Origin of the sequence: Thomasclavelia cocleata (genome assembly GCF_900102365.1) — a bacterium.
Lineage (GTDB): Bacteria > Bacillota_I > Bacilli_A > Erysipelotrichales > Coprobacillaceae > Thomasclavelia > Thomasclavelia cocleata.
In genome coordinates, this window is sequence record NZ_FOIN01000060.1 from 1 (window position 1) to 13,087 (window position 13,087).

At 29.5% G+C, this 13,087-nt stretch carries 11 protein-coding genes and 1 pseudogene; 2 read left to right on the forward strand and 10 right to left on the reverse strand.

Features of this window, described 5'->3' with window-relative positions; genetic code table 11:
- The coding region (locus tag BMW96_RS14270; protein WP_177165856.1) for an RpnC/YadD family protein at window positions 1-643 on the forward strand (643 nt) is incomplete at its 5' end.
- A 194-nt stretch (window positions 644-837) separates the two neighbouring features.
- Entirely contained in the window at window positions 838-2,157 is a 1,320-nt protein-coding gene (locus tag BMW96_RS13125; protein WP_092356828.1) for an aspartate kinase, read from the forward strand.
- Window positions 2,158-2,251: 94 nt separating this feature from the next.
- On the opposite strand, the pseudogene glpK reads toward BMW96_RS13125, so the two are convergent.
- The 10 genes and pseudogenes from glpK to BMW96_RS13170 all read right to left on the reverse strand — a co-directional run bounded on the left by glpK (window position 2,252) and on the right by BMW96_RS13170 (window position 12,498).
- Window positions 2,252-3,744: pseudogene (gene glpK, locus BMW96_RS13130) on the reverse strand (glycerol kinase GlpK).
- Between the two features lie 400 nt (window positions 3,745-4,144).
- Window positions 4,145-5,005: a DMT family transporter gene (locus tag BMW96_RS13135; protein ID WP_092356831.1), complete on the reverse strand. Its 861-nt coding sequence runs from the start codon at window positions 5,003-5,005 to the stop codon at window positions 4,145-4,147.
- Window positions 5,006-5,148: 143 nt separating this feature from the next.
- Window positions 5,149-5,289, reverse strand: a complete 141-nt coding sequence (locus BMW96_RS14275) for a hypothetical protein (RefSeq protein WP_157796043.1) — start codon at window positions 5,287-5,289, stop codon at window positions 5,149-5,151.
- 121 nt (window positions 5,290-5,410) lie between these two features.
- Window positions 5,411-6,211, reverse strand: a complete 801-nt coding sequence (locus BMW96_RS13140) for an N-acetylmuramoyl-L-alanine amidase (protein ID WP_092356834.1) — start codon at window positions 6,209-6,211, stop codon at window positions 5,411-5,413.
- A 151-nt stretch (window positions 6,212-6,362) separates the two neighbouring features.
- Complete coding sequence (locus BMW96_RS13145) at window positions 6,363-7,043, reverse strand: DUF554 domain-containing protein (protein ID WP_092356837.1); 681 nt, start codon at window positions 7,041-7,043, stop codon at window positions 6,363-6,365.
- Window positions 7,037-7,708, reverse strand: coding sequence for an HAD family hydrolase (locus BMW96_RS13150; RefSeq protein ID WP_092356840.1), 672 nt, complete (start codon window positions 7,706-7,708; stop codon window positions 7,037-7,039). The genes BMW96_RS13145 and BMW96_RS13150 overlap by 7 nt, the downstream gene beginning before the upstream one ends.
- Window positions 7,709-8,400: 692 nt before the next feature.
- Window positions 8,401-9,606, reverse strand: a complete 1,206-nt coding sequence (locus BMW96_RS13155) for an ATP-grasp domain-containing protein (protein ID WP_092356843.1) — start codon at window positions 9,604-9,606, stop codon at window positions 8,401-8,403.
- A gap of 13 nt (window positions 9,607-9,619) precedes the next feature.
- The gene (locus tag BMW96_RS13160) at window positions 9,620-10,357 is read right to left on the reverse strand and encodes an esterase family protein (RefSeq protein WP_092356846.1); all 738 of its coding nucleotides are present in this window, start codon (window positions 10,355-10,357) and stop codon (window positions 9,620-9,622) included.
- A 2-nt stretch (window positions 10,358-10,359) separates the two neighbouring features.
- Window positions 10,360-11,547 (reverse strand): ATP-binding protein, encoded by a 1,188-nt coding sequence (locus BMW96_RS13165; RefSeq protein WP_092356849.1) that lies wholly within the window; start codon window positions 11,545-11,547, stop codon window positions 10,360-10,362.
- Window positions 11,548-11,709: 162 nt separating this feature from the next.
- The gene (locus tag BMW96_RS13170; RefSeq protein WP_092356852.1) at window positions 11,710-12,498 is read right to left on the reverse strand and encodes a helix-turn-helix domain-containing protein; all 789 of its coding nucleotides are present in this window, start codon (window positions 12,496-12,498) and stop codon (window positions 11,710-11,712) included.
- Window positions 12,499-13,087 lie beyond the last annotated feature (589 nt).

Consider the following 13,087-nt stretch of genomic DNA (forward strand, 5'->3'; position numbering starts at 1 on the left):
ACTTGCATCACAAAAGGAAAAGGGAAAGGATTATACAGAAACAGCACATCCAGTATATCAGATCATCTTTATCGATGATATTGATAAGGATAATCTGAAACTTATTGATACATACAGAAGTATCAACGATGAAGGAATGGTAGAAAAGTATAATCTTACAACCAGAAGCTATGTCCAACTGCCATATATAAATATTATCAGGAAACAGAAAGGATTAAAAAGGATGACAGGAATAGAACTGGCACTATACATATTCAAAAACGGAATAGATAATGATATAATTGGTTTAACAGACCAGGGAGTGATAAATATCATGAAAAAGAAGTTGGAAAAGTTTAATGAAGAAGCAGAGTTAAGAGACATGTATTATAAAAGAGATTTAAACAGGGCAGCAAATGAATCAGAAAAGCAGGAAATATATGAAAAAGGATTGGCTGAAGGAAGAGCTGAAGGGGAAATAAAGGGCTTTGCTAAGGGTGCATTAAAAGAAAATATAGATTTAATTGAAGCGAGATATGGAATAAGAGATGATGAATGGGTATCATCGCTGAATATTAAGCAGTTAAAAGAGATTAAAAAGATAATTTTTGAAGAAGTTGTATACGAAAAATTTAAACAACGAATAGAAGAGATACATGAATAATAGATATTATTAAACATTGATAAGAAGATAAAATAAATGGGAAAGCAATGGAAGAATCTAACAAAAATTACAACCAGGCTTTCCTTTTTCACTTTCTAAATTTATATAATTATATTTGTTTTTTAATATTTATCTTGATGTAATCGCTAAAAAATGGTATTTTTTTATTAAACATTTATAAAAAGGGGAAGTGTATGAAGAAAATCGTTAAATTTGGGGGTTCATCATTAGCTGATGCAACCCAATTTAGAAAAGTTGCTAAAATAATTAAAAGTGATGAATCACGACGCTTTGTTGTGCCTTCTGCACCAGGTAAGCGATTTAAAGAAGATATAAAGGTAACAGATTTATTGTATCAAGCATATAATGCTAAAGATAATCAGTCTTTTGAGGAGACATTTAATAAAATAAAAAATCGTTTTCAAGATATTATCGATGAATTAAAATTAGACTTATCTTTAGAAAAAGAATTTTCAACTATAAAAAAAGCTTTTCAAAATAAAATTGGTATTGATTATGCTGCTAGTCGTGGTGAATATTTAAATGGTATCGTTTTAGCAAATTATTTAGGATTTGAATTTATTGATGCAAGTGAAGTCATTTTTATTGATAAAAATGGAAATTATGATGAAAAGATGACTGATCCAATCTTATCTGAACGTTTAAACAAGGTTAAAAATGCTGTTATTCCAGGATTTTATGGTTCATTAAATGATGGGAGCAATACAATCAAAACCTTTTCTCGAGGTGGAAGTGATGTTACAGGCTCAATCATTGCCCGAAATGGACATGTTGATCTATATGAAAACTGGACTGATGTATCAGGCTTTTTAGTTGCTGATCCTAGAATTGTTAGAAATCCTGCTACAATTGGTACAATTACATATAAAGAGTTGCGTGAACTATCATATATGGGTGCAAGTGTACTTCATGAAAATTCTATTTTTCCAATTCGTAATGAAGGTATACCAATTCAAATCAAAAATACAAATCGTCCTGAAGATGAAGGGACACTAATTGTCGAAACTACATGTCATAAACCAGATCATGTAATTACTGGGATTGCTGGTAGAAAAGGTTTTGCTACAATTATGATTGAAAAAGATATGATGAATAGTGAAATTGGTTTTGGTCGTAAAGTTTTAGAAGTACTAGAAGAAAGTAATCTATCATTTGAACATACTCCTTCTGGGATTGATACGATGACTATTGTAGTTGAAACTGAGTCTTTTATTGATAAAGAACAGGAAATATTAGCTGGGATTCATCGTGCTGTACAACCTGATTCTATTGAATTGGAATCTGATTTAGCTTTAATTGCTATTGTTGGTAGAGGAATGAAAGATGGCCGTGGTACTGCTGCTAAAATTTTTACTGCTCTAGCAAAAGAAAATATTAATATTAAAATGATTGATCAAGGTTCATCTGAATTAAATATTATTGTGGGTGTTAAAAATATTCATTTTAATAATGCTATTCGAGCAATTTATAAAATGTTTATAACTGAAGAATAAACTATATTAAAAAAGTTTCTTACTGCTACATTTAGTAAGAAACTTTTCATATTCAAAATCTTTTATAAAATAAACTAGTCACTATTTTTAATATTTAAATATCTTTCCACATTAAAGCAAAACGTACCGCTTTAGACCATCCTTCTAATAACTTTGCTCGTTGTTCTATTTTCATAACTGGTTTAAACTCCTGATTTAATAACCAGTTATTTTTTATTTCTTCTTTACTTTTCCAAAAATTAACAGCTAATCCTGCTAAATAAGCAGCACCCAAAGCAGTAGTTTCAATTATTTCTGGGCGATAGACAAAACAATTTGAAATATCACTTTGAAACTGCATTAAAAAATTATTTGCACTTGCCCCACCATCAACCTTTAAACAGCTCAAATTTATATTTGTATCTTCTAACATTGCCTGTATCACATCATTAGTTTGATAAGCAATTGATTCTAATGCTGCTCTTACAAAATGTTCTTTACTTGTTCCTCTTGTAAGTCCTACAACAGTTCCTTTTGCATATGGATCCCAATAAGGAGCACCTAATCCAGTAAAAGCAGGAACCAAATAAATTCCATTAGTATCTTTAACCTTTAATGCATATTCAATTGATTCAGGTGCATTTTTTATCATCCTTAAACCATCACGCAACCATTGCATTACTGCCCCACCAACAAAAACACTACCTTCTAAAGCATAATTTATTTCTTTTTCATTACTTGCAGCAATTGTAGTTATTAACCCTTTTTTTGAATGATACATTTTTTGCCAGTATTCATTAATAAAAAGCACCCTGTGCCATATGTGTTTTTTGCTTCACCCGCTTCAAAACAACACTGTCCAAATAATGCTGCCTGTTGATCACCAGCTGCTCCACATACTGGAACACTTCCACCTAAAATTCCTTCTTTACTATAACCATAAATACAACTAGAAGCCTTAACTTCAGGTAACATACTATAAGGAATCTTAAAATATCCTAATAATTCTTTATCCCAGCATAAATTTTTAATATCATATAACATTGTTCTCGAAGCATTTGTATAATCAGTAACATGTACTTTACCACCCGTTAGATTATAAATTAGCCATGTATCAATTGTCCCAAATAATAATTTATCTTCATCTGCTAACTTTCTTGCTCCATCCACATTTTCTAATATCCAGGCAATTTTTGATGCTGAAAAATAAGCATCTGGTATTAATCCTGTTGTTTCAATAACCTTTTTTTCTAATCCATCTATTTTTAATTTATCAATCATTTCTGCTGTTCTACGGCATTGCCAAACAATTGCATTATAAATTGGCTTCCCTGTTTCTTTATTCCAAACTACTGTTGTCTCTCTTTGATTGGTTATTCCTATACCTGCTAAATCAATTGCTTTTATGTTACTTAAAGCCTGTGCTTCAATCATTACTGATAGTTGTGATGACCATATCTCCAATGGATTATGTTCAACCCATCCTGGTTTTGGGAAAATTTGTTGAAACTCTTTTTGAGCCTTAGCTATTATCTTTCCTTGATGATCAAAAATAATACATCGTGAACTAGTTGTCCCCTGGTCCAAAGCCATAACATATTTAGACATAAACTTTACCTCCTTTTTATCAATCCGATACTCACCAGCTAAACCTATTACTATTCTTTATTCTATCAAATAATACTTCTAGTAACAATCAAAGAAAATATCCTTTACCTAGATTTATAAACCAATATAGTTCTAAACAAATATATCTTTACATATTTAAAATATAATTATGTCTAAATATTTGATATAAGAATGAGAGAAATCATAGTTTTTCAATTTTATAATTAAAAACTCTAAACAGAAAAGATAAATGCCTTATTGACTTTATTATCTTGTCTCTATCATAGTATATGTGATTGTAAGAATCATTTTATATTACATATACAAACAGCTTAATCAAGATGACCAAAAGCATAAAAAACCAGAAGCTAGATCTGGTTTTCATTATAAGTTATTAATCTTACTTATTATTAAATATAATCAATCCTGTAATTGCTACTAAAATTATTAAACATCCCAATAATTTAATAATCGTTAACTGTTCTTGAAGGATAATGATTCCAAATATAACACTAGTTACTGGTTCAAACATACTCATAATTGAAGCTGTCGCTGCTCCTAAATAACGAACTCCTTGTTGTAAACAAATAATTCCAATAATTGATGTAAGAACTGCAATTAATAATGAATATTCATAAGCCTGAACTGGTAAAATAAGATTTAACTGCCCGCTAAATAAACCAATGATAAATAATGATATCGAAATTACAATTGCAAAATAAAAATTTAAAACATAAGAATTAATTGTTTGTAAACCAAGTTTTTCAATTCCAATTATATAATAAGCAAAAGTTATTCCTGAAAACAATGCTAAAAACAAACCTAAAAACGATGCTCCACCTAACTCAATAAAAAACAATATCCCAATACTAGCAACTACTAAACAAACTTTAACTGCTTTTGATAAGTTCTCTTGATAATAAAAATAACAGATCAAGGAAACAAACATTGGATAAAGAAAATGAAGTACTGTTGCACTTCCTACTTGAATATAACTATACGAAGTATATAAAGCAGCAACTGTTAAAGCATTACCAATTATTCCAACTAAACAAATATTTTTTAACTGATGAATAGTAATTTGATAAGGAATCTTTTTAAAATTAATAATAAAAAATAAAATTGGAATTACAAATAAATGACGAAAAAATGCCATTGTTATTCCATTACTACCCATAGAATAAGTTACTTTAGCTAATACAGGTGTAAAACCAAAAATAACAGCAGATAAAATTGTTAGAAAATAACCTCTTGCTTTCATTTTACCTCCAGAAAATCAATAAACATACATATATTATCCCAAATCTTTATCATTAGTTTCAAGAAATATTTTATAAAATTAAAAACAACACAATTTCTTGTGCCGTCCATAATTATTTCATAAGATATCCAATTACTATTCTATTAATTATTTTCCTTTATTATTCTGTTTAACATATCTTTTATTAAACGTAATTTTTCTACTGCCCCCTCTATATCTTTATCTTGTTTTAACTTTTCTACAGTATCGCACAATTTGTTTGATGCTTCCCTTAACTCCCTCATTGCTCTTCTCCTTCCCATAATTATTATACAACTAAATTATATAATATTTTGCCAAACCCTTGCAGACTTATATGGACTAAAAAGTCTAGATTATATCTTAATATAATCCAGACTTATACTTTTAATATTTCTTTCCACTTATCAAATAATCCCAAGTATTAGAATCAATGATACCATTTTGGCTTAAACCACGATTTTTTTGAAATACCATAACAGCTTTCTTAGTATTTTCTCCAAAAATTCCATCAACAGATATATTAAATCCTACACTATTAAGACGTTCTTGAACTAATCTAGTTATATTACCTTTAGCCCCTTCTTTTACAGTAGGATAATTGCTAAAACCCTGCTTTTTACATTCAGCTTTCAATCTACTAATCCAATTATCACTTAGTTGTGGAACCCGATTTGCTACCTGCCCTGTTAATCCTTTAACAATAGCAGTTGCCATTGAATCATAATTATAAAGACCTGCATCTATTGCACTATCACAAAAACAGCACTCAATTAAGATAGCTGGTGCCTTTGTATGTTTAAGCACATATAAATCAGTTCTATCTTTTACTCCACGATTTTTAAATCCTAATTGAGCTATCGCATTACAAATATTTTGAGCTGCTGTTTTAGTTTTATTTGAATATTGCAAAACTTCAACTCCATGTCCCTGACCATTTGAAGCATTAAAATGAATACTTATATTTAAATCTGCTACATGATCATTACATTTAGATACGATATTTTTAAGATTTTCATTTTGAGTCTTACCACTATCATCAGTACAGTCATATACTTTATAATCTAAAGATTGTAATTTAGATATTACTGCATTTTTTACATTTCTACTTTCAGTTGTTTCACTAAAATATCCGCTTGAACCACTAACCTTAAAGTTATGTCCAGCATGAATATTATAAATTGCCATACTCATACACCCCCTTTTCAATATATTAAGAACTTTTTATTATAAAAGCTCTTAATATAATATTCTTTTAAATCAATTATAAAAGGGCTATTAATCCATATAATCTATTAAAAAGAGGTTTCAAGACTATTGTCCCAAACCTCTTTTTATATTACATAAACATACATAAAACAATTGGTAAAAACATAGCAGGAATATAATTCATTAATTTTAGTTTTGTTACTCCTAATAAATTTAATCCTGTTGCAATAATCACTAAAGAACCTACACAAGTCATCTCATTAATTACACTATTACTTAACAAAGGAGCAGCAGCAATTGCTAAAAGAGTTAAACCTCCCTGATATATCAAAACAAAACCAGCTGATAATATTACTCCAATTCCAAGAGTCGAAGCAAATATAATCGAAGAACAAAAATCTAATGTAGATTTAGTAAATAACATTGTATTATCACCCAAAAGACCTGCATTCATTGCCCCAACAACTGTCATCGAACCAATACAAAAAAGTAAACTTGAAGTTATAAAAGCCTGCGAAATACTATTTCCACTATTTCCTTTAGAAAACTTCTTTTCAATCTTTCTAACACCACTATTTACATGTTTATCAATATCAACAGCTTCCCCAATCAGAGTTCCTAAAACGATTGAAATAATCATTATTAATGTATTTTCGCCTTTAAAAGCTCCACTAATACCTATATAAATTGAACATAATCCTAAACCCTTCATCAAAGAGTCACCAATTCGTTCTGGGATTCCCTTTTTAATCAATAAACCAATAGCAGCCCCTACAACAACAGCTAATGTATTTACTATAGTTCCTAACATTTATTCTCTCCTAAAATATTCTTTATCTCATCCTTAACTTCTAATAAAGATGGTAATGTTTTATATGTAAGTGCTAAAACTTCAGGTTTATTTACTACTAAATCTGGTACACAAATTACTGGTATCTTAGCTTTATGACTAGCTAAAATTCCATTAGTTGAATCTTCTAATACTATCGCCTTATTACTATCTATATTAAAATGAGCCAAAACTTTTAAAAACAATTCTGGATCAGGTTTACCATGTTCAACCGAATCACCATCTATAACAAAATCAAATATATCTTTCATTTTCGCTAATTCCAAATATTCATTAATCAATCTAATTGGTGATGATGAAGCAATCGCTATTTTAATTCCCGCTTCTTTTAAATATGTTATCAGCTCTTTTAATCCTGGCTTAATCGGTAAACCATGTTTATAAAAGTATCCCATTCGCATCTTTCTAGCCAAAGCTCTAACTTCAAATACTGGATAATCATCCCCAAATTTTTCTTTAACTTTCAACACATGATCATGGACATTCATCCCAATCAATCCCATTTGAAATTCTTCATCTACTATATACCCAAACTCTCTTGCAGCATCTCTAAAACATTTCGCCCCAATAGGTTCTGTATCAAACATCAAACCATCCATATCAAATATTACTAATTCTAATTCCATAATCTCCATCCTTTCACAATAAAAGAGCGTAACACGCTCTTTTATCTTACTACATTAATTTAAATAAAACAATTATCCCTTTTCTATTTTATTACCTAATAATCATTCAAATAAATAATATCTTTTTATTATTTATATTACCAATAATATTCTACATTAAATAAAATACTACAACTCTATTTATTAGTAATTTCTTTTATTTTAAATTAATTTAAATATTTTTATTAACAACAAATATTTAATAAAAAAGAAACTTTAAATAAGGTTTCTTTTTTACACAAAATAAAAAGGGATCTATTAAGATCACCTTTTTATTGGTTCCAGCAAGTTTATTTTGGTCACTTATACTGATAATATAAGCTCATTCATATTTGATAAGTAATTAATAAATTCTAGCTTCATTAATAATCTCCCAAATATTAATTGACCCTTTGAACTTAAAATCACAGATCAATCAAATCGATCAGTCTATCATCGTCTATAAAAAGTTAGAGCCGTCGCTCTAACTTGTGGGGAGGGAAGAGCATAATACTCTCCCTTCGTTTTGTGCGAGAGCACATTTGGGATAAAGTGGTTCGTCATTCGAACCACTATTATCATAACATATTTGACGAAAAATGGAAGAGTTTTTTTTAAAATAACACAACAAGTGTTAAAAAAATTTTAAAAACTCCAAAAAATTGCCTTTAAAACTATCTCCAGCTACTTCCATCTTTTCTTTTTAAGAACTCATCAATCATATAATCAAGATGATCTTGATTATTACTTCTAACCATAAAAACATGATTTCCCATTGCTGCACTCAATGCTTCAGGTACATCAACATCTAAAACAATATCAAAACCAAACTGATCTCTTAATTGAGAATTATCATATAAATAATCAAAGTTATCTCGACGTCCAATATACGCTACTAAGTATTGCTGTTTCAAATCCAAAAAACACTTATCATAAATTATCATATCAGCCCAGACTGTATAAACATCACTATCATAACTAAAATTCATCATATCTGGCATATAAGCACCAGGTGCACGCATATTTACTTCAAGACCTACTAAATCTCCTTTTTTTCCTAATCCATCTTTATCAGCATCTAATCTGAAGAATTCAAAGTGAAAAAATCTACTTCTAGTATCAAAGGCCTTAACTACTTTTTGACCAACCTTTTCAATATCAGTTCCTTTAACAAAACGATTTTGAAAAGCTGTATCACAGTGATCGTTTACATTATCCATAATTGAATTCAACATGATTGTACTATTAGCTATTAAAACATTCTTATTAGAATCAGCAATACCATCATATGTCTCAACATGACCATTTACATATTCTTCCATAATATAAATACGATCATCCTTAGTAGCAAAGAAATATTCTAATTCCTGCTGATTATTTAATTTATATGTAGACGTTGCTCCAACTCCATTATCTGGTTTTACTACAATTGGATAGCCAACTTTTTCAATAAAAGCTAAAGCATGATCAAAACTATCTACTAGACAATATCTAGCTACATTTAAACCGACACTTTCATAAACAGCTTTCATCTTTGATTTATATTTCATTACTGCCAGATCTTCAAACTTAGTTCCACTAACAACATTAAAATCACTTCTAAGTTTAGCATCAGTTTCTAACCAATACTCATTTTGACTCTCAATAAAATCAATTCTTCCATACTTACTAATAAAATACGCAACAGCCTTATAAACTTCATCATAATTCTCTAAATCATTAACACAATAATACTCACTTAAACTTACCTTTGTTTCCTTACTAATCTCATGATAATCTGCATCACCAATTCCTAAAACATTCACACCACGAATTTTTAATCGTGAACAAAAATTATGAAAATATAATGGAAAGTGTGGTGAAATAAATACTACATTCATAAAATTTCCCCCTTTACAAAATATGATTTAAAAAGTATGGTAACTGAATTTGCCACCAGTCCCAATCGTGATTAACATCATTTCCCCAAAAATCAATCCACGCAGGAATATCTTTATAATCTAGTAACTCTTTCATTCTAGATGTGGAATATATCATTTCATCTTCCCAAGCACCTTGACCACAGCATAAAATAATATCACGATAACGATACATTTCTACATATGGATGATCATAAGACATCCCATTTATAAACTGAATCGGACTATTATTATAAAGAATTTCATCATGATAATCACCAAAGAAAAGATCACTATCATAATAACCACTCAAACAAATACATCCTTGAAAAAGATCTGGTCTTCTAAACATAAAATTAGCTGCATGAGTTGCTCCCATAGAGCATCCTGTTGTATAAATAAGTCTTCCAGTACCATTAATATCAAAAATTCTAGGTACCAGCTCATCAACAACATAATAATACCATTGTTCCATCATATAAGTACGATGTGAATTATCGCCACCTTCATCTGACCAGCATTCTCCATCAATACTATCTAAACAAAACACTTGTACTTGCCCTGATTCAATTTTATCAGCAATAACATTTATCATTCCAAAATTTTCAAAATCATAAAAACGACCATCTTGTGCTGGAAATACTAATAAAGGCATTCCAGCGTGACCATAAACCTTAAACTCCATATCCCGATTCAAACAATTACTATATTCTTTAAAATATTCGACTCTCATCACTATGCCTCCTGTAATACCTTTTCAATAAACTCGTTTACTTCTTCCAATGTTTCAAAACGAGCTGTATATGTATAATTCCCCATTGCCCCTGATAATATATCAGGCATTCTTTCATTCATCATAATATGATTTCCATACATAGCCACAAGTGCATCATCATTATAATAATAATTTTTGCCATCACGACGTCCACAATAAACACAATGATATGGGCGATCAGTATAATAATTACTATGATCATAAACAACCATATCACCATAGATATCATATACATCAATGTCATTAGCCCAATTCATCATATCAGGTGAATAACCTCCTGGTGGTCGCATATTAACTTCCAAACCAATAAAATCTCCCTTGTTACCTAGTCCTGGTCGATCTTCTAATAATTGGAAAAATTCACAATGAAAGAACCTTGCATTTACTGGAAACTCTTTTACCACACTTCTTCCTAGTTTAACAAGTTCATCAGGAATCTTTCTCAATGAATAATAGTGCATATCACTATTTTTATTTACAACATCCATTATTGAATTAGGAAAAACATGTGATGTTTCAAACAATACCTCATGTTGACTATTAGCTATTCCATCATAAGAAATAATTAATCCATTAACAAATTCTTCCATAATATATTGAGTAATATGCTCAATTTTATAAAAATCCTCTAATTCCTGATTATTATTTAACTTATATGTAGCAGCTGCCCCAACGCCATTATCTGGCTTAACTACTACTGGATATCCTACTTCCTCAACAAACTTCTTCCCATTTTCAAGTGTATCTACCAAATGATAACGTGCAGTTTTAACACCCGCTTTTTTATAATAAGCTTTCATCCCAGATTTAGTCTTGAAAATCTTTATAATATCTTCTTTCATCCCTGTATTAATATTAAAATCAGTTCTTAACTTAGCATCTAACTCTAACCAATATTCATTATTAGATTCTAACCAATCAATCTTCCCATATTTACTAGCCAGATATGCTACACATCGATACACATTTTCATAATTCTCCATATCATCAATATAACAGTATTCAGTCACTGATCTTTTTAATTCATCGCTTATTTCTCTATTAGGCATGTCCCCGATTGCCAATACATTTACACCATGATGTTTCATTCGATCACAAAAATGCCAATATGATTTAGGAAACATCGGTGATATAAATAAAAAGTTCATAAGACCCCTCCTTTCTACTTACAATGGTTTTACCATTGGTTAACTCAATTATAACACATAAGTAAAAAATATAGCAAAAACAAACACAATAAACATACTCTAATATTACATAATTTCCAAAATAAAAAGCAGTTGCAAACTGCTTGGTTATTCTTCAATTGTCTATTTAGTTTTTTTTCGATGTCTAAAATAATTAACAAGTGAATAATATAATGGTATTGTCAAAAAAATCAACCATGTTGGTGACCATATATTTTGATAGAATCCTGCATATAAAAAATAAAGAATCGCTAATAATGGATATGGAAACCTATTCATATTATGATGCTTAACAGCACCAATAGCCCCTTCAATAATTGGGATAATTAATAAAAATATCCATAATGGATGCCAAGCATTAGTATATAATGCAATTCCAATATAAGCAATTATTATAATTAAAGCAAAAGGAAATTTAGTATAATCTTCATAGTAATGATCCCATCCTTTTTCTTTACGTATTTTTTGCCATTCATCATGATCATATTTTTTATCATCTATAAAAACACCAGAACCATCAATATGGACCCTTGAATTTTCATTAGGATCTTCAACATGAATTCCATTCCATCCTACATGTACTTCCTCACCATCTTCACCAACAACATGAATTCCATGTTTTAAACTAATATGGACACTTTCTTTTTTCTTCTCTGTAGTACTTTGATATTCTGTTTCTGTCTGATTATTACCACTTTCAAATTCTTCTTGATCAGTCCTTAATAAATCATCCAGTGATATCCCATAAAGTTTAGCTAACAAAATTAAATTATCTGTATCAGGAGAAGCTTCGGCCCGTTCCCATTTACTAACTGCTTGACGACTAATTCCTAATTCATTTGCCAAAGCTTCCTGAGAAAGCTTTTTTTCTTTACGTAACTTAACTAATCTATTTGCGATTTCTATATTCATAATTTTATTCCTCCCTAAATCACCTACATTATGCATAATAATGTTTGGTTGCTCTAGACATTCTAGTTTTCATTTTCGCAACTAGTGGTTGCGACATGCCTATTATATTACAATTCATTTAATGAATATACATAAATTATAATATTTGTTGAAATAATTGAGAATAATGATTATCATAATAATAGGTGATACATTTGTATGGTGTAATACACCTCCTTTCTGAAAAATGGACTGTTCGTGCTTGCCAGTCCATTTTTATTTTTAATTGAATAAAAGCTAAAAATTAAAATCTTTTATCTCTTGAATTATATTCTCCATTTTCACCTTACAATCTTTATAACAGTAAAATTTTGTACTTGCTTTTATCACAGTTTTAAAAGGGGCTGTAACGAGTAAATAACTCATTTCAGTTTCAAAAAAACGAAAAAAAACACGGTCATCCGTGTTTTTTGGTATAATGTTAGTTATGAATACAACACTACACACAAAAAATTATAACGCATATCAACCGAATATGCTACTGGATTTTTCATTATCTTTCGAAAAAGATATTGCTCATGATGATATTTGTAGAACTGTTATTGAAGTT

Coding starts and splice junctions, on each gene's coding strand:
- BMW96_RS13125 (WP_092356828.1), top strand. CDS start 838: ATGAAGAAAATCGTTAAATTTGGGGGTTCATCATTAGCTGATGCAACC.
- BMW96_RS13135 (WP_092356831.1), bottom strand. CDS start 5,005: ATGAAAGCAAGAGGTTATTTTCTAACAATTTTATCTGCTGTTATTTTT.
- BMW96_RS14275 (WP_157796043.1), bottom strand. CDS start 5,289: ATGAGGGAGTTAAGGGAAGCATCAAACAAATTGTGCGATACTGTAGAA.
- BMW96_RS13140 (WP_092356834.1), bottom strand. CDS start 6,211: ATGGCAATTTATAATATTCATGCTGGACATAACTTTAAGGTTAGTGGT.
- BMW96_RS13145 (WP_092356837.1), bottom strand. CDS start 7,043: ATGTTAGGAACTATAGTAAATACATTAGCTGTTGTTGTAGGGGCTGCT.
- BMW96_RS13150 (WP_092356840.1), bottom strand. CDS start 7,708: ATGGAATTAGAATTAGTAATATTTGATATGGATGGTTTGATGTTTGAT.
- BMW96_RS13155 (WP_092356843.1), bottom strand. CDS start 9,606: ATGAATGTAGTATTTATTTCACCACACTTTCCATTATATTTTCATAAT.
- BMW96_RS13160 (WP_092356846.1), bottom strand. CDS start 10,357: ATGAGAGTCGAATATTTTAAAGAATATAGTAATTGTTTGAATCGGGAT.
- BMW96_RS13165 (WP_092356849.1), bottom strand. CDS start 11,547: ATGAACTTTTTATTTATATCACCGATGTTTCCTAAATCATATTGGCAT.
- BMW96_RS13170 (WP_092356852.1), bottom strand. CDS start 12,498: ATGAATATAGAAATCGCAAATAGATTAGTTAAGTTACGTAAAGAAAAA.